The organism is Robertmurraya kyonggiensis, assembly GCF_005116465.1.
In the GTDB taxonomy this organism is placed as follows: domain Bacteria; phylum Bacillota; class Bacilli; order Bacillales; family Cytobacillaceae; genus Robertmurraya; species Robertmurraya kyonggiensis.
In genome coordinates this window covers 691,409-707,881 of record NZ_SWBM01000001.1, presented here as the reverse complement: position 1 = coordinate 707,881, position 16,473 = coordinate 691,409, and the positions used below count along the sequence as shown (strand labels likewise).

At 39.8% G+C, this 16,473-nt stretch carries 16 protein-coding genes; all 16 read right to left on the bottom strand.

What is annotated here, in order from left to right; translation table 11 throughout:
* Window positions 1-105: 105 nt before the first annotated feature.
* The 16 genes from trmD to recG all read right to left on the bottom strand — a co-directional run bounded on the left by trmD (window position 106) and on the right by recG (window position 16,412).
* Window positions 106-846: a tRNA (guanosine(37)-N1)-methyltransferase TrmD gene (trmD, locus tag FA727_RS03530; RefSeq protein WP_170209260.1), complete on the bottom strand. Its 741-nt coding sequence runs from the start codon at window positions 844-846 to the stop codon at window positions 106-108.
* On the bottom strand, window positions 846-1,364 hold the full coding sequence (gene rimM, locus FA727_RS03525) for a ribosome maturation factor RimM (RefSeq protein ID WP_136829337.1): 519 nt from the start codon (window positions 1,362-1,364) through the stop codon (window positions 846-848). The genes trmD and rimM overlap by 1 nt, the downstream gene beginning before the upstream one ends.
* A gap of 12 nt (window positions 1,365-1,376) precedes the next feature.
* Complete coding sequence (locus tag FA727_RS03520; protein ID WP_136829336.1) at window positions 1,377-1,763, bottom strand: YlqD family protein; 387 nt, start codon at window positions 1,761-1,763, stop codon at window positions 1,377-1,379.
* A gap of 135 nt (window positions 1,764-1,898) precedes the next feature.
* A complete protein-coding gene (locus FA727_RS03515; RefSeq protein ID WP_136829335.1) occupies window positions 1,899-2,129 on the bottom strand; it encodes a KH domain-containing protein in 231 nt (76 codons plus the stop codon).
* A gap of 8 nt (window positions 2,130-2,137) precedes the next feature.
* The gene (gene rpsP, locus FA727_RS03510) at window positions 2,138-2,410 is read right to left on the bottom strand and encodes a 30S ribosomal protein S16 (RefSeq protein WP_136829334.1); all 273 of its coding nucleotides are present in this window, start codon (window positions 2,408-2,410) and stop codon (window positions 2,138-2,140) included.
* A gap of 117 nt (window positions 2,411-2,527) precedes the next feature.
* A complete protein-coding gene (gene ffh, locus FA727_RS03505; protein ID WP_136829333.1) occupies window positions 2,528-3,895 on the bottom strand; it encodes a signal recognition particle protein in 1,368 nt (455 codons plus the stop codon).
* Between the two features lie 11 nt (window positions 3,896-3,906).
* Entirely contained in the window at window positions 3,907-4,239 is a 333-nt protein-coding gene (locus FA727_RS03500) for a putative DNA-binding protein (protein ID WP_136829332.1), read from the bottom strand.
* Between the two features lie 615 nt (window positions 4,240-4,854).
* Entirely contained in the window at window positions 4,855-5,847 is a 993-nt protein-coding gene (gene ftsY / locus FA727_RS03495; protein ID WP_136829331.1) for a signal recognition particle-docking protein FtsY, read from the bottom strand.
* Between the two features lie 31 nt (window positions 5,848-5,878).
* Window positions 5,879-9,445, bottom strand: a complete 3,567-nt coding sequence (smc, locus tag FA727_RS03490; protein WP_136829330.1) for a chromosome segregation protein SMC — start codon at window positions 9,443-9,445, stop codon at window positions 5,879-5,881.
* A gap of 52 nt (window positions 9,446-9,497) precedes the next feature.
* Entirely contained in the window at window positions 9,498-10,238 is a 741-nt protein-coding gene (gene rnc, locus FA727_RS03485) for a ribonuclease III (protein ID WP_136829329.1), read from the bottom strand.
* Between the two features lie 148 nt (window positions 10,239-10,386).
* Window positions 10,387-10,620: an acyl carrier protein gene (gene acpP / locus FA727_RS03480; protein WP_126405879.1), complete on the bottom strand. Its 234-nt coding sequence runs from the start codon at window positions 10,618-10,620 to the stop codon at window positions 10,387-10,389.
* Window positions 10,621-10,942: 322 nt separating this feature from the next.
* A complete protein-coding gene (fabG, locus tag FA727_RS03475) occupies window positions 10,943-11,686 on the bottom strand; it encodes a 3-oxoacyl-[acyl-carrier-protein] reductase (protein WP_136829328.1) in 744 nt (247 codons plus the stop codon).
* On the bottom strand, window positions 11,683-12,630 hold the full coding sequence (fabD, locus tag FA727_RS03470) for an ACP S-malonyltransferase (RefSeq protein WP_136829327.1): 948 nt from the start codon (window positions 12,628-12,630) through the stop codon (window positions 11,683-11,685). Before fabD ends, fabG begins: the two co-directional genes overlap by 4 nt.
* A 21-nt stretch (window positions 12,631-12,651) precedes the next feature.
* Window positions 12,652-13,641, bottom strand: coding sequence for a phosphate acyltransferase PlsX (gene plsX, locus FA727_RS03465; RefSeq protein WP_136829326.1), 990 nt, complete (start codon window positions 13,639-13,641; stop codon window positions 12,652-12,654).
* A 60-nt stretch (window positions 13,642-13,701) separates the two neighbouring features.
* Window positions 13,702-14,265, bottom strand: a complete 564-nt coding sequence (gene fapR / locus FA727_RS03460) for a transcription factor FapR (RefSeq protein WP_136829325.1) — start codon at window positions 14,263-14,265, stop codon at window positions 13,702-13,704.
* 95 nt (window positions 14,266-14,360) lie between these two features.
* The gene (gene recG, locus FA727_RS03455; protein ID WP_136829324.1) at window positions 14,361-16,412 is read right to left on the bottom strand and encodes an ATP-dependent DNA helicase RecG; all 2,052 of its coding nucleotides are present in this window, start codon (window positions 16,410-16,412) and stop codon (window positions 14,361-14,363) included.
* Window positions 16,413-16,473 lie beyond the last annotated feature (61 nt).

Below are 16,473 nucleotides of genomic sequence, written 5' to 3'. Positions count from 1 at the left end.
CAGGACTTTAGCCTATAAATGCAGCGGAACATCGTTATAAGACGTAAACTATAGTAGTCTAAGTCACAAAAATTATCATACCATAATACTCAAGTCACATCAAGGCTATTTCTTCTGATTTTCAAATTCTCTTAGCCATTTTTTTTGGTCACTTGTAAGTTCTATATTCTCGAGAAGATCCGGTCTGCGCTCATATGTCCGTTTAAGAGATTCCTTCTCTCTCCACTCATCTATTAACCGATGATTTCCTGATGTTAAAACATCTGGAACCTTCATTCCACGGAAATCAGCTGGTCTTGTATAATGGGGGTGTTCAAGAAATCCTGTGCTAAAAGAGTCTCTTTGATGAGATTCTTCATTGCCTAGAACCTCTGGCAAGAGTCTCACAACACTATCAATAACAACCATCGCTCCTAGCTCCCCACCAGTCAGCACATAATCCCCAATCGATAATTCATCGGTCACTACATGATCTCTGATTCTCTCATCATAGCCTTCATAATGGCCACAAATGAAGATTAAATGTTCTTCCTTAGCCAATTCTTCCGCGATTTTCTGATTATGTGTTTTCCCTTGAGGACATAAGAGAATAACGCGAGGTTTCGTACTTTGTGCTTGTTCCTTTAGATGGTCAACCGCATCAAAGATAGGCTGAGGTTTAAGCACCATCCCTGCCCCTCCACCATACGGGTAATCATCAACGGTCTTATGCTTGTTATCAGCAAACTCACGAAAATTAACGATATGATAGTCAACAGCTTTTTGTTCCGCTGCTTTTTTTAAAATTGAGCTTCCTAGAACCCCTTCGAACATTTCCGGAAAAAGGGTTAAGACATCAATTTTCATCATGATAGTAACCCTTCCATCGGCTCAATAATAATGGTTTGTTCCTTTATATCTACTTTTTTAACAATTTGCTCGATATACGGAATTAAAATATCTTTTCCACCCTTGCCTTTAATGACCCAAACATCATTGGCACCAGGCGTTAAAATTTCGCGTACCTTTCCAATCTCTTCGCCATCTGTGGTAAATACGTGACAGCCAATAATTTCGTGGAAATAGAATTCATCTTCCTCAAGCTCTGTAAGCTGGTCCTCACGAATCTTGAGTATTCCACCTTTCATTTTCTCTACCTCGTTGACATTTCCATAGCCTTCAAAGGTTAAAAGATTGAAATTTTTATGTACCCGATGAGATTCAACCGTTAATTCTATTGGCTCTTTTGCATCAGGCATGAATAAGTACAGCTTATTCCCTTTCGTATACCGTTCCTCAGCAAAGTCCGTCTTGGAAATGACACGAACTTCTCCTCTAATCCCATGGGTATTTACGATTTTTCCTACATTAAACCATTTTTCCAACAATCATCACCTCTAGCGAATTTCAGCAACGATGCCATCCTTTATGATAATCGTTTTACTCGTCACGATATCTTCCCAAACGTCGCCTACATTTATTTCAACTATACCTTGTATTTCTTTTTCTTTTAGTTCGCTTCCTAATGGTAGCATATGTAATTGTTCTATTTGAAACTCGAGAAGCTTTAATTTTTCCCTTCGAGTATGTATTTCTTTTTCAAATTGCTTTTTTAGATTTTCAGCTTGGTATTTTTTTGTTTTTTCAAGTTTTTTTAATTCGAACATCAGCTGTTCGCATTCCTTCTTAAGTTGCAGACGATTGTCTTCGTATTTTTGGAGCAGCTGTTCTTTACTTTTTTCCGTAAGTACCTGTTTGACCACGACACTTTGTAGAATATTCAAGCTCAGCGCCTCCTCTGCGCTTTTTTTAGTTATTCCTCAGGCTTATTTAATACCCTTTTGTAAACCGAGAAAATAGTTAAAAAAAAGAAGGGTTTCCCCTCCTTTTTTGTGTCTCTCGTAATAATACGGTGAGCCTTACTCAACAATTTCTAAAAAGACTTTCTTCTGTTGTGTAGATCCTGCTGCATAGACAACAGTTCGAATAGCTTTAGCGACGCGCCCTTGCTTACCGATCACTTTACCCATATCGCTTTTATTCACGTTAAGTTTATAAGTAATGCGGTCAGATTCCTCGGTGACATTCACATGAACATCCTCTGGGAAATCTACAAGAGGCTTAACAATTGTTTCAATAAGCTCTTTCATATCGACTATTACTTGCTGAACTTAGCGTTATGGAATTTTTCCATAATGCCTTGTTTAGAGAATAAGTTACGAACTGTGTCAGATGGTTTTGCACCGTCTTGTAACCACTTAAGAGCTAACTCTTCGTTGATATCAACGATAGCTGGCTCAGCTACTGGGTTATAAGTTCCAACTGTTTCAATAAAACGTCCATCACGAGGAGAACGAGAATCAGCTACTACAATACGATAAAAAGGAGATTTTTTTGCTCCCATACGTTTTAAACGAATTTTTACTGCCATGTTTAATAGCACCTCCGAATAGTTTCACACAAGATAGAATAATAACAGATTGTTAAATAGTTTGTAAAGTGTTTTTTCTTGTCAGTTAAAATTTTTTAGGTTTTATCAGCAAATTTCTTATTGAAAAGGGTTAAATGGTAGGTTGAAACCACCTTTTTTCTTCCCTTTTTTCTTAGCTTTTTGCTGCATTCCTGACATTTGCTTCATCATTTTTTTCATGTCTTCAAATTGCTTGAGGAGACGATTTACCTCCGGTACAGAAGTTCCACTTCCCTTTGCAATTCTTTTACGACGATTCGATGTAATGATTTCTGGATGGATTTTCTCCTCTTTCGTCATCGATTGAATAATCGCTTCGACATGAGAAATTTGCTTTTCATCAATTTGAAGATTGTTTAGACCCTTCATCTTATTCGCACCAGGCATCATTTTCAGAAGATCTTCGAGTGGCCCCATGTTGCGAACCTGCCCTAGCGAATCAAGGAAATCATCAAGAGTAAATGAATTGGACTTCATTTTCTGCTCTATTTCCCTCGCTTTTTCTTCATCAATATTCGACTGTGCTTTTTCGATTAAGGTCAGAACGTCTCCCATTCCGAGAATACGTGAAGCCATGCGTTCTGGATGGAAGGATTCCAATGCATCTAATTTCTCACCAAGACCTACAAATTTAATAGGTGTGTTGGTTACAGAACGAATCGATAGTGCTGCTCCCCCACGAGTATCCCCGTCAAGCTTTGTCAATACGACACCAGTTAAGCCCAGTTGTTCGTTGAAGCTCTGGGCTACATTGACAGCGTCTTGACCAGTCATTGCATCAACAACAAGGAAAATCTCGTTCGGGTTCGATAGTTCTTTAATGTCTTTTAGTTCACCCATTAGAGCTTCGTCCACATGCAAGCGACCAGCGGTATCAATAAGGACATAATCATTATGGTCTTCTTTTGCCTTGGCAATAGCTTGCTTTGCGATTTCTACAGGACTCACTTGGTCTCCTAAGGAGAATACAGGCATATTAAGCTGTTTTCCAAGTGTTTCAAGCTGTTTAATCGCAGCAGGACGATAGATATCTGCAGCAACTAGCATTGGATTTCGATTGTATTTCTTGCGTAGTAGGTTTGCTAGCTTTCCAGTTGTTGTGGTTTTACCAGCACCCTGTAATCCGACCATCATAATGACAGTTGGAGGTCGGTTGCTGACAGCAATTTTACTTTCCTCGCCACCCATCAAGTTTGTTAATTCTTCTTTTACAACCTTGATGACTTGTTGACCAGGTGTTAAGCTTTTTAAAACCTCTTGTCCAACGGCACGATCACTAACTTTTTTAACAAATTCTTTTACAACCTTGAAGTTAACGTCCGCTTCTAAAAGGGCAAGACGAACTTCACGCATCATTTCTTTTACATCCGCTTCGTTAACCTTACCTTTTCCACGGATCTTTTGCATCGTATTTTGCAGTCGGTCGGCTAATCCTTCAAATGCCATCTTGCCGCCTCCTAATCCAATTTCTCAAGCTCTGCTACTGCTTCTAATAATGCCTGTTTCGAAGGAGATTCAGTCTTTAAAGCATTTGTTATTTCATTCAAGAGCCTATTTCGCTTTTGAAATTTATCAAATAAACATAGCTTTTCTTCATACTCCTCGAGCATGGCTTCAGTACGCTTAATATTGTCGTACACCGCCTGCCTACTTACCCCGTATTCATCGGCAATTTCTCCAAGAGAAAAATCATCTAAGTAGTATAGAGACATATAGCTCTGCTGTTTTGGTGTTAACAAGGATTGATAAAAATCGTATAAATAATTGATACGAGTTGTCTTTTCAAGCACAGCTCATCCCTCCTTGTTAAGTGAAAAGCCTTTACATAGTCAGTGTACACGCATCCATAAGCGATGTCAAGATTTTATCTTTACTCTATATCGTGTTCATGAAGGAGGAACTTTTCTTTAGAATGGACTGAGCTCCTTATAAAAACAGCCTTCACGCAGAGCAATACTCTCGTAGGAGCAATTATGGATGATGATCGTGAATCCTGTTGGTGAAATTGCTCTTGATTGACAACTCTCATTGCTTTTCTGCCTATCCTGTCAATGAAACTGCTCTTGATTGACAACTCTCACTCATTTTCTGCTTATCCTGTCAATGAAACTGCTTTTGATTGACAACTCTCACTGTTTTTCTGCCTATCCTGTCAATGAAACTGCTCTTGATTGACAACTCTCATTGCTTTTCTGCTTATCCTGTCAATGAAACTGCTCTTGATTGACAACTCTCACTCATTTTCTGCCTATCCTGTCAATGAAACTGCTCTTGATTGACAACTCTCACTTCTTTTCTGCTTTTCCTGTCAATGAAACTGCTCTTGAACGGTATTTTCCGCTAATCCTGTATCCTAGAAGCCCACAAAAATACCCGGCACACAATGTGTACCGGGCAAAGATAACTCAATCTAACTCTTCATTTTCAACCAAATCAGCAAATAAGCCGTAAACGTATTGCTCTGCATTAAATTCCTGGAGGTCGTCCATCTTTTCACCAAGACCGACAAACTTCACTGGAATTCCTAACTCATTGCGGATCGCAAGCACGATACCACCCTTTGCCGTACCATCAAGCTTCGTTAATACAATACCACTTACATTTGTAGCTTCCTTGAACGTTTTCGCTTGAATCAAGGCATTTTGCCCTGTCGTTGCATCAAGGACAAGAAGTACCTCATGAGGAGCGCCAGGAACTTCACGCTCAATTACACGCTTCACCTTTTCAAGTTCCTTCATCAAGTTAACCTTATTTTGTAGACGTCCTGCTGTATCACAAATCAAAATATCAGCATTTCTTGATTTCGCAGCCTGAATCGCATCAAACATAACAGCAGCTGGATCTGAACCCGCTCCTTGCTTAATGACATCAACACCAACACGCTCGCCCCATACTTCAAGCTGTTCAATCGCACCGGCTCGGAACGTATCACCTGCAGCAAGGACAACTTTTTTCCCTTCTGACTTAAACTTATGGGCAAGCTTCCCAATCGTTGTTGTCTTTCCAACGCCGTTTACACCAACAAATAATAGAACCGTTAATCCCTCAGCTTGAATATTTAGCTCTGTAGACGCTTCATCGGCACCCTCATAGATTTCCACAAGTTTTTCCGAAATGACACTTTGAACCTCAGCTGGGTCTTGTATGTTCTTACGCTTCACTTCCATTTTCAGCTCTTCAATTAAATCCATAACCGTTTCAAAGCCGACATCCGCCTGAATCAAGATTTCTTCAAGCTCTTCGAAAAAGTCTTCGTCGACCTTACGATAACGTGCGACTAAGTCATTTACTTTACCTGAAAAATTATCACGCGTTTTCGTCAGTCCATCTTTGAACTTTTCTGTAACCACATCTGTTTGCTGTGTAATTTTTTCTTTTAGCTTCTTAAAAAAACTCATACGCTTCCCTTCCTTTTTCAGCGATCAACTTTTAAGATTCTACTAGCTCTTTTGTTTCTTCAAGTCTAACAGAAACTAATTTGGACACACCTGATTCCTGCATCGTTACCCCGTACAGGACATCTGCACCTTCCATCGTTCCCTTACGGTGAGTAATAACAATGAACTGTGTTTCATCACTATATCGTTTTAAATATTGACTAAAACGATGTACATTGGCATCATCAAGAGCAGCTTCCACTTCATCCAAAATACAGAATGGTACAGGTCGTACTTTTAGAATCGAGAAGAGTAAGGCTATTGCCGTTAAAGCACGTTCTCCACCGGATAATAAGCCAAGATTCTGCAATTTCTTCCCTGGTGGCTGGGCAACAATTTCTACGCCTGTATTTAAAAGATCCTCTGGGTCAGTTAACCTTAGATCAGCTCGTCCTCCACCAAATAATGATTGAAATACAGATTCGAAATGAGACCGAATTCCATAGAAAGTTTGTTCAAATCTCTTTTTCATTTCCTCATCCATCTCATCAATAACCTGGAACAAAGTATCCTTCGCTTCTTGAAGGTCATTTTTTTGTTCTAAAAGAAATTCGTAGCGCTCAGAAACACGCTCATATTCTTCAATCGCTCCTAAGTTGACCGTTCCTAGCTCTTCAATGGACAGCTTAATTAATTTTACTTTCTTCCTTGCTTCGTCAGCAGGAATCGTTAATGGATACTCATCCTTTGCCCCTTCATACGAAAGCAAATATTCCTCACGTAAACGTGTTAAACGATTTTCTAAATCGACATCTAAACGAGTCAGCTTCACTTCTTCGTCTGTTAAAATTCCGATAAGGCCTTTATGCTGACGTTTAAGTTCTCGCACTTCAAGTTCAGCATCCTCAACTTGACCGTGGAGCGCTAATCTTTCTTCACGACGAGAGGCAATAAGCTTTGTCGTTTCATTTTTATCTTGAAGCTTTTGCAAAGCCGCCTCTTCTAAATATTCTGCACCAGAGCTACTATCTGTCATTTCTGAAGATAGTAAATCCAGGTCTTCCTTAACAGAATCATAGTTTTGGCTAACCTCATCTAACTCAAATTTTGTTTTCGCGAGATTTTCACGAGCATTACGAGCCTGCTCATTTTTAGCCGCCAGCTTCACCTTTAACTCACCAATTTCTTCTGTGACCGTTTCCTTAGAAGAAATTTGTGTATTTTTTTGTTCAGTAAGGAGAGAAATTTCCCCATCAAGAGAAAGCTTTGTTTCTTCTGATTCCTCAAGTAAACGAGTTAATTCTACTTTCCTCGCAGAGAGCCTTTCTTTTTCTTCTCCATATTGCGAGATATTCGAATCATAAAGAGCAAGCTTTTCATTCATGTTCTTTTCTTCAAATTCAACCTCACGCAGGTCCCCTTTGATCGATTGCTCCTCGATTCGAAGCTCTTCGCCTTTTTTACGAAGATCATCTAGAAGAGTTTGCTGATCTTGAATGCTTGCTTTCGACTCCTTAACCTGCTCTTCTTTAATGGCAGTTTGCCTTTCCATTTCAGCAAGCTTTTCCTTTAAGTCTTCCAATTCTCCTTTTCTACTTAAAAGGGAAGTGGACTGCTTCTTAACGGCACCACCGGTCATCGAACCGCCAGCATTGACGACATCCCCGTCTAACGTGACAAATCGACTGCGATATTGGAGGATCTTGGCCATTTCATTGGCACCTTTTAGATCCCCAGTTATGACAACATTTCCAAGGAGGTTTGTAATCACACTGCTGTATTTTTCTTCTGTTCCAATTAGCTCTGAAGCAACACCTACAAAAGCAGGATGTCCCTGAATCAGTTGGAGTTGCTGTGAAGAAAGAGATTTCCCTTTAATGACGCTCATTGGTAAAAATGTTGCCCGACCAAAGGAATTTTTCTTCAAGTATTGAATCGCATTTCGTCCACTTTCCTCTGTAGTCACGACAACATGCTGCGCCGCTCCACCTAAAGCAGTTTCAATTGCAACTTCATACTCCTTTGGAACCTGAATAAGCTCCGCGATCGCCCCTTCAATACCAGACAACGCGTGCTCACGAGCCTTCAGTACTTCCTTAACCCCTTGAAAGAAGCCAGAATAATCATCTTCCATCTCTTCAAGCATATCTTTTCTTGACTTCGCCTTTTGTAAAAACTGATAGGCTTGATATAGAGTAGATTCCTGCTTGTCATATTGATTGCGAAGGTTCTCAAGTTTTGTTTGTTCATTTCGGAAAATATGAACCTGTTCTTCTAGCTCTTTTTGCACGACAGACAGCTTGGACATAATCGCGGCTCTTTTTTCCTCAATAACACGACGGTCTTCTAAATACTTCTGGTTATCTTCATCAAGCCTTTTGCTTCGTTGCTGCTGTTGGCCGATTTGGGAATCAATATTTTGAAGTTCATTTTTATAAGTTGCTTGCTGGTTTAAAATCTCAATATAATCACTTTTTAGTGATTCGATTTTTTCTTCAATATTTTCGCTGAAAAGCTTTAATTGATTTTGTTTTTCCGAAAGAATTTTCTGAAGCTCACTCGCTTCTTTTTCCAAAGCATTAGCAGTTTCTTCTTGCTCATCTTTTTCCTTTGTAAGTTCAGCTAGCTTCGCTGATAATGAGGCAATTGACTTTTCTAGCTGCTCTTTATTTTGCTTCGCATTTTTCTTTCGTTCTTTTAAAACTTCTTTCTTCCCTTCAAGCTTTTCTAGCTCCTCGGATGCATGAAGAAGTACCGTTTGCAAATCGTTTATCGATTCATCAATTGCTGCAATTTGCTCTCTCATCTCGACAACTTTTGCTTCTTTTGTTTGTAAAGTAGCAGAAAGTTCCATCTCGACATGCTTATTTTGCTCAAGCTGCTTTGAAAGCTGTTCCCATTTTCCATGCAATTCTTCGATTTCATAGACTGTTAGAGCAACTTCAATTTTCTCCAACTCTTCTTTTTGCTGAAGATAATCTTTTGCAATCGATGCTTGAATTTTTAATGGCTCAACTTGCCCTTCAAGCTCATGTACAATATCGTTTACACGATTTAAGTTTTCTTGGGTTTCTGTCAGCTTACCTTCAGCTTTCTTTTTACGCGTCTTATATTTGAGAACCCCGGCAGCCTCTTCAAAAATCGTTCTTCTTTCTTCAGCCTTACTATTTAGAATTTCTTCAACTCTCCCTTGGCTGATGATCGAAAAAGCTTCGCGACCTAGTCCCGAGTCCATGAATAAATCAATAATATCTTTTAAACGACAGCTCTGTTTATTAATAAAAAATTCACTGTCCCCAGAACGATAGACTCTTCTAGTTACACTGACTTCGTTATAATCAATTGGCAAAAATTGATCTTCATTTTCAAGTGTTAACGTCACTTCTGCAAAATTTAGTGGCTTTCTCGAGTCGCTTCCTGCAAAAATAATATCTTCCATTTTTGCTCCACGGAGGGATTTAGCTGATTGTTCACCAAGCACCCAGCGGATTGCATCGGTAATATTACTTTTCCCACTTCCGTTCGGGCCGACAACTGCTGTAACACCCGTAACAAAGTCAACCCCAATGCGCTCGGCGAATGATTTAAAGCCTACTACATCCAAACGTTTCAGATGCACGTTTGTATCCCCCTCTTCATTTCATCTCTACTGTTAAAACATGTATTAAAAATTATATATGTGCCTTTAATTTTTCCAAAGCCATTTGGGCAGCATGCTGTTCTGCCTCTTTCTTCGATTTTCCTGTTCCAACGCCAACTTCTGTCCCGTTTAGGGAGACTTGAGAGATGAATTCACGATTATGCGCAGGGCCTTTTTCTTGTAAAACTTTATATTCAATAACCCCTGAGCCATCTCGTTGAACATGCTCCTGTAGCTGGCTTTTGAAATCCATCACATGAGAAAAAGCACCTGCATCAATTTTAGGAAAAACGACTTTCTCTAGAAATTGTACGACCGTTTCAATTCCTTTATCTAAAAATAAAGCTCCAATAAACGCTTCGAAAACATCTGCTAACAATGCTGGTCTAGTTCTTCCACCAGTCATCTCTTCACCTTTACCTAAAAGTACGTATTCACCAAAGGTTAATTCATTGGCAAATGCCACAAGAGAAGGTTCACAAACAACAGCAGCTCTTAGCTTAGTCAGTTCCCCTTCAGTCATCGTTGGATATTTTTTATATAAAAATTGAGAAACGGTTAATTCTAGTACAGCATCTCCTAAAAATTCGAGCCTTTCGTTATCATCATAAGGCTTCTTGCGATGCTCATTCACATATGATGAATGAGTAAAAGCTTGTATAAGCAATTTCTCGTTCGAAAATGGTACACCTATTTTATCTTGAAATTCTTTAAATTGTCTATCTCTATTACGAAATGTGCGTTTTTCTCTTTCGTTCCCACTCTTACGCATGTCTAATCCACCTTGCTATTTTTTTACATTCCATTTCCTAAGTGTACTTATATTTGCATTAAAAGGCAAAGATATATTTTAAGAAAATGGGTCATTTTTACAGAAGAAAGCCCCGCTATGAAAACGGAGCTTTTTAGGAATCTAACGATTATGAATTGGCGTTTATGTAATTAACTGCGTCGCCAACTGTTGTAATTTTTTCTGCATCATCGTCAGAAATTTCAATATCGAATTCATCTTCTAATTCCATTACTAGTTCAACTACGTCTAGGGAATCAGCTCCTAGGTCTTCTTTGAAAGTTGCTTCAAGTTTAACTTGAGATTCTTCAACACCGAGGCGGTCAACGATGATCTTCGTTACACGTTCTAATACGTCTGCCATGCTTGTTCACCTCCCCTCAAGCCATTATAGTTATTTTGGTTTAATTAATCAATCTCATTTTTAACTATTTACATCGTGAAATTGAATAAAATAGCAAACAACTTTTTCGTAATAAAAGTGAGAATTTAACGTCATCTGCGGATGCGGGATCTATCAGTGCTTGTCGCCGATGGACGAGCGCTCTCCGCTTTTCTATCTGTCCAGCTCCGAGCGCTATCAGCTCGAGGTCGCTTCAGGTCAGTGACCGAAGTCAAAGTGCAGACTTCATCCCCTGCCCTTCCAGCGCTTGTCGCCGATGATCAAGCGCTCTCCGCTTTTCTGATCACATCACCATTCCGCCGTCTACATGTAGGGTTTGGCCTGTCATGTAGCGACTGTCTTCGGATGCTAGGAATACAACTACCTTTGCAATGTCCTCTGGATCGCCTAGACGAGCAAGTGGAATTTGCTTCAGCATTTCCCCTTTAATTTCTTCAGTAAGCTTATCAGTCATGTCGGTTGTAATAAAGCCAGGTGCCACCGCGTTCACGGTAATACCACGTGAAGCAAATTCTTTTGCTGTTGTTTTCGTTAACCCGATCACCCCAGCCTTTGCAGCTACATAATTAGCTTGACCAGCGTTTCCACTTACGCCAACAATTGATGAAATATTAATGATTCGACCGCTTCTTTGCTTCATCATTTGACGAGTTACTGCTTTCGTGCATAGGAAAACGCCTTTTAGGTTCGTGTCAATGACCGCATCCCAATCGTCTTCCTTCATACGCATAAGTAAAGTATCACGAGTGATACCAGCATTATTCACTAAAATATCAAGTCTTCCAAATTGCTCGATCACTTTATTCACCATTTCGGTAACAGATCCGCCATCGGCAACATTGGCTTGAATCGCAATCGCATCGCGACCAAGTGCTTTGATTTCATTCACAACCTCATTCGCTAAACTTTCACTACCAGCATAGTTAACAGCTACGTTCGCACCTTGTCTTGCTAGCTCCAGAGCAATCTCTCTACCAATTCCACGCGATGCACCAGTAACTAAAGCACTTTTTCCCTCTAGTTTCATCGTAGCTCCTCCTTTAATGCTTCATGAACAGCTGTAAAAGTCTCTTCATCAGAAATATTGAACACTTTAGCTGAACGGTCGATTTTTTTCACTAACCCAGACAACACTTTACCTGGTCCAATCTCGATGAAGGTATCTACACCTAACTCCATCATTTTCTTAACTGAATCTTCCCACTGAACAGGAGAATATAACTGCTGAATAAGCTTTTCCTTAATCTCAACTGGAGCGCTCATCTCAGTCGCAGTTACATTTGCGATAACAGGAATTTTTGCTTCTTTAATCTCGATTTCATCAAGGACTCCTTGAAGCTTAGTGGAAGCAGGCTTCATCAAGCTTGAATGGAATGGTCCGCTGACTTCTAAAGGTAACACACGTTTTGCCCCAGCTTCTTTTGCCTTAACACCTGCAAGCTCAACACCTTTACGTGAACCTGAAATGACGATTTGTCCTGGACAGTTAATATTCGCTAACTGTACGGGATTTCCTTCGTTTGCGATTTCCTCTGTTACTTTCGCTAGCTCGTCCCGACCTAAGCCTAATACAGCCGCCATTGTACCTTCACGATTCGGAACAGCTTCCTCCATGAATTCTCCTCTTTTTCGGACCGCATATACCGCATCCTCAAAAGATAAAGCACCCGCAGCAACAAGTGCAGTATATTCACCCAGGCTATGTCCTGCTACATAATCAGCTTCAATATTTGCTTGTTTAAAATATTGTAAAATCGCAATACTAGTCACGAGTAACGCTGGCTGAGCGTTCGTTGTTAAAGTAAGTTCCTCCATTGGGCCTTCAAAAATCGTTTTTGATAGAGGGATTCCGAGTTTAGCATCTGCCTTATCAAAAAGTGCACGTACTGAGTCTTCCTTATCAAAAAGTGATTTACCCATTCCCACAGTTTGTGAGCCTTGACCTGGAAATAAAAAAGCCATTTTTCCCATTAAAAGTCTCCTTTTCAATCATTAATCTTGTGTTTTTTCTACTGCTTCTCTAATCGTCTTGGTCACTTCCTTTTCGACCATTTCGCGAGCTTGGCGAATGGCACTAAACACTGAATTAGCATCGGAAGAACCATGAGCCTTTATAACTGGAGCCTTTAATCCAAAAAGGCCAGCTCCACCATATTCAGAGTAATCCATTTTAGCCTTTAGACCTTTTAAGTCGGGCATAATAACAGCGGCAGCTAACTTTGTCTTCAAGTTGCTAGACAGAGCTGTCTTCAACATTTTAAAAACAGACATGGCAGTTCCTTCAATTGTTTTCAACACCATATTGCCGGTGAATCCATCTGTAACCACGACATCAGCAACACCGTCTAATAAATCTCTTGCTTCAACATTTCCAACAAAATTCAGATTAGCGTCTTGTAAAAGAGTAAAGGTTTGTTTAACAAGTTCATTCCCCTTTTTCTCTTCAGTACCGATATTGAGCAATCCAACACGGGGATTTGTAACACCTCTTACTTTTTCACAGTAAATGGAGCCCATAATCGCATTTTGAAATAGATGCTCTGGTTTAGCATCTACATTCGCACCAACATCTAGTAAAAGGAATCCTTCACCACCAATAGTTGGTAGAGTAGGAGATAAAGCAGGTCGATCAATTCCATCGATCCTACCGACAACAAATAATCCCGCTGCCATTAAAGCTCCTGTGTTTCCTGCAGAAATACATCCATCTGCTTCACCATCAGTCACAAGCTGTGCAGCTAATACCATAGAAGCTTTCTTTTTTCTTCTAACTGCTCGTACAGGCTCGTCTGTACCAAGAATGACTTCATCTGTATGCACAATCGAGATTCGCTCATCATTTGATAGATGTTCTTTAATTTGTGTTTCATTACCTACTAAAATAATATGTAGATCTTTAAATGTCGCAACGGCTTTCATCGCCCCTAAAACGATTTCCTTTGGCGCATTATCTCCGCCCATTGCATCGATTGCTAATTTCATCTATGTCACATTCCTTAAATATCAAAATTTAATCCACCATGTATGTGAATTATCTTACGCTCACGCATGTGAACGATACATTTCAAAATCACCCTTAAAAACAATTTCACTGTTTACAAAGCTCGTTACTTCAACAAGAGTACGTCCCTTTTCTTCATCAATACTGATGACCTTTGCCTTTGCGACAACTCTTTCACCTTCAAGAACGGAGCGAGTAAAGCGAATATTCGCTTTTGCTGTCAAAGCAAGCTCATCATTGATCACAGCAACCGCCAGTGAGTTGGCTTGCGCGAATAGATGATGTCCCCTTGCAATTTGATTTCGTTTGAAAACATGTTCTTTTTTGATATCTAAAATGGAAATCGCTGAATTATCTAAATCCATATCTATGATTTCACCGATTACTTCTTCTAAAGGTAAGGAACGAACCTCATCCTCGAAGTTTTTCTCAGCGACGTTTTTGATTCTCTCTCTTAACTCAGGTATGGATAGTTCTAAACGATCCAATCGAATAGTTTGAACACTAACTGTAAATTTATCAGCAAGCTCTTCGTCAGTGATAAAAGGATTTTCCTTTATCGTTTCTGTTAACAACGCTTGCCGCTCTCTTTTATTCCTCTTCATGCATGACACCGTCCAAGCTATTAAGACTAGGTACTAATAGTAGTATATGATTTAAAAAAGCAGATTGCAAGAAATAATTCGACATCTCGCCTTACTTAATCTAGTTTTTCCCCTTGTAACACTCCCGATTCTTGGAGAGACTCTCGTAAATGTTCATATTCAGGAGATTCCCAAAAGAACGCTGATTGTATAAGTTCAGTTGCATCATTTCGCGCAGTTTCCAAAGCGCGATAATCATGAACCATATCAGCCACCTTAAATTCTGGTACACCACTTTGTTTTTTTCCAAAAAAGTCTCCTGGACCCCTTAATTCCAGATCTTTTTCACTGAGTACAAAGCCATCATTTGTTTCTGTCATAATTTGCATCCGCTCTTTCCCGACCTCTGATTTCGGATCAGCAAGTAAAATACAATAGGATTGTTCACTGCCTCTTCCGACACGTCCTCGGAGCTGGTGGAGCTGAGATAATCCGAATCGTTCTGCATCATAAATCACCATCATGGTTGCATTTGGAACATTGACCCCTACTTCCACAACAGTGGTCGAAACAAGAACTTGAATTTCATTTTTACTGAAAGCTTTCATCACAGAGTCTTTTTCATCTGCTCCTAGTCGACCGTGCATTAACCCCACCTCATAGCGACCATGAAAATAGGATTGTAAGGAAGCATGGACATCTATTGCATTTTGAAAATCTAGCTTTTCAGATTCCTCGATTAACGGACAAATCACATAAGCTTGTCTCCCTTTTGACAGCTCTTTTTCCATAAAGGATAGAATGCGTTCAAGCATCTCTTTCTTCGCCCAATAGGTTTCGATTATTTTTCTACCAGCAGGCATTTCATCAATAATCGATACATCCATTTCTCCAAAGACTGTAATAGCCAGTGTCCTCGGAATAGGCGTTGCCGTCATAAAGAGGACATCAGGATTCTCCCCTTTTTCCCTGAGAATCTTACGCTGTCCTACACCAAAACGATGCTGTTCGTCTGTTATCACTAATCCTAACTTATGAAAATGAACTTCGTCTTGGATTAACGCATGGGTCCCAATTAAAACATTGATTTCCCCCGCCTGGAGCTGCTCTAATATTTCTTTTCTACGTTTTCCTTTGACAGAGCTAGTCAGTAACTCACATTTCAGCCCGAATGGCTCTAGGAGATTTTTTAAAGATTCTGCGTGCTGTTCCGCTAAGATCTCGGTAGGAACCATTAAGGCACCTTGAAAGCTAGCTGTATGACTAGCAAATAGAGCAATCGCCGCCACAACCGTTTTACCAGAGCCAACATCCCCCTGGAGTAGGCGACTCATACGATAATTTGATTTCATATCCGCCAAAATCTCATTAACCACACGTTTTTGCGCATTAGTTAACGGGAAAGGAAGACTGTCTAAAAAGGTCTGCAATTTTTCCAAATCATATTTTTGATTGAGCCCTTGGGAATGTTCACGTTCAAATTTTCTTAGCGCTTGCATTTTTAATTGAAAATATAAGAACTCTTCATAAACAAACCTACGACGCGCCTGTTTCAAGTCTTGATCATTTTGCGGAAAATGAATCATTCGAAGGGCATCACGCCGATTAGGGAGACGATATTTAATCATTAAATTTTGTGGCATCGTTTCTTCGATGTGGTTTCCAAATTGATGGAATGCTAGTTGAATAAATCGACGAATCCCTTTAACTGTTACGTTTCCTTTTACACTATAAATCGGTGAGAGACTTTCTTTCTGTTGGGAAGGACCAGTTTTCATTTCAGACGCGGTAATCGTACGGCGGTGCATATCCCATTTCCCAGTCACTTGAATGGTTTCGTTAAGAGCTACATTATTTTTTAAATACGGCTGATTAAAAAAGACAACCTGTATTAAAAAATTGCCGACTAGTAATTTAAACGTAAGCTTTGATTTCTTTCGACCAAAGTACATAAGAGTAGGCTCACTCTGGACGATTCCCTCGACAGTAAGCCTTTCTTCATGTGCGACCTGTGTTAAATCACGTAGTCGATAATCCTCATATCGAAACGGATAGTACTCAAGGAGATCCTCGACGGTGTAAATATTCAATTCCGCTAAGATTTGCGCCGTTTCATCGCCTATACCTTTAACTTGTGTAATTGATTGCTTTAACACTTTGTCATTCACTTTAAAGCTCCTTTAAACTACTCTGGAATGATGAACAAAAGCATGACTAATATAGCCATGC

Bases quoted from the DNA above. Each gene is read 5' to 3' on its own strand.
- trmD (WP_170209260.1), bottom strand. From the start codon at position 846: ATGAAAATTGATGTCTTAACCCTTTTTCCGGAAATGTTCGAAGGGGTT.
- FA727_RS03515 (WP_136829335.1), bottom strand. From the start codon at position 2,129: ATGAAAGAGCTTATTGAAACAATTGTTAAGCCTCTTGTAGATTTCCCA.
- rpsP (WP_136829334.1), bottom strand. From the start codon at position 2,410: ATGGCAGTAAAAATTCGTTTAAAACGTATGGGAGCAAAAAAATCTCCT.
- ffh (WP_136829333.1), bottom strand. From the start codon at position 3,895: ATGGCATTTGAAGGATTAGCCGACCGACTGCAAAATACGATGCAAAAG.
- ftsY (WP_136829331.1), bottom strand. From the start codon at position 5,847: ATGAGTTTTTTTAAGAAGCTAAAAGAAAAAATTACACAGCAAACAGAT.
- rnc (WP_136829329.1), bottom strand. From the start codon at position 10,238: ATGCGTAAGAGTGGGAACGAAAGAGAAAAACGCACATTTCGTAATAGA.
- acpP (WP_126405879.1), bottom strand. From the start codon at position 10,620: ATGGCAGACGTATTAGAACGTGTAACGAAGATCATCGTTGACCGCCTC.
- fabG (WP_136829328.1), bottom strand. From the start codon at position 11,686: ATGAAACTAGAGGGAAAAAGTGCTTTAGTTACTGGTGCATCGCGTGGA.
- fabD (WP_136829327.1), bottom strand. From the start codon at position 12,630: ATGGGAAAAATGGCTTTTTTATTTCCAGGTCAAGGCTCACAAACTGTG.
- plsX (WP_136829326.1), bottom strand. From the start codon at position 13,641: ATGAAATTAGCAATCGATGCAATGGGCGGAGATAATGCGCCAAAGGAA.
- fapR (WP_136829325.1), bottom strand. From the start codon at position 14,265: ATGAAGAGGAATAAAAGAGAGCGGCAAGCGTTGTTAACAGAAACGATA.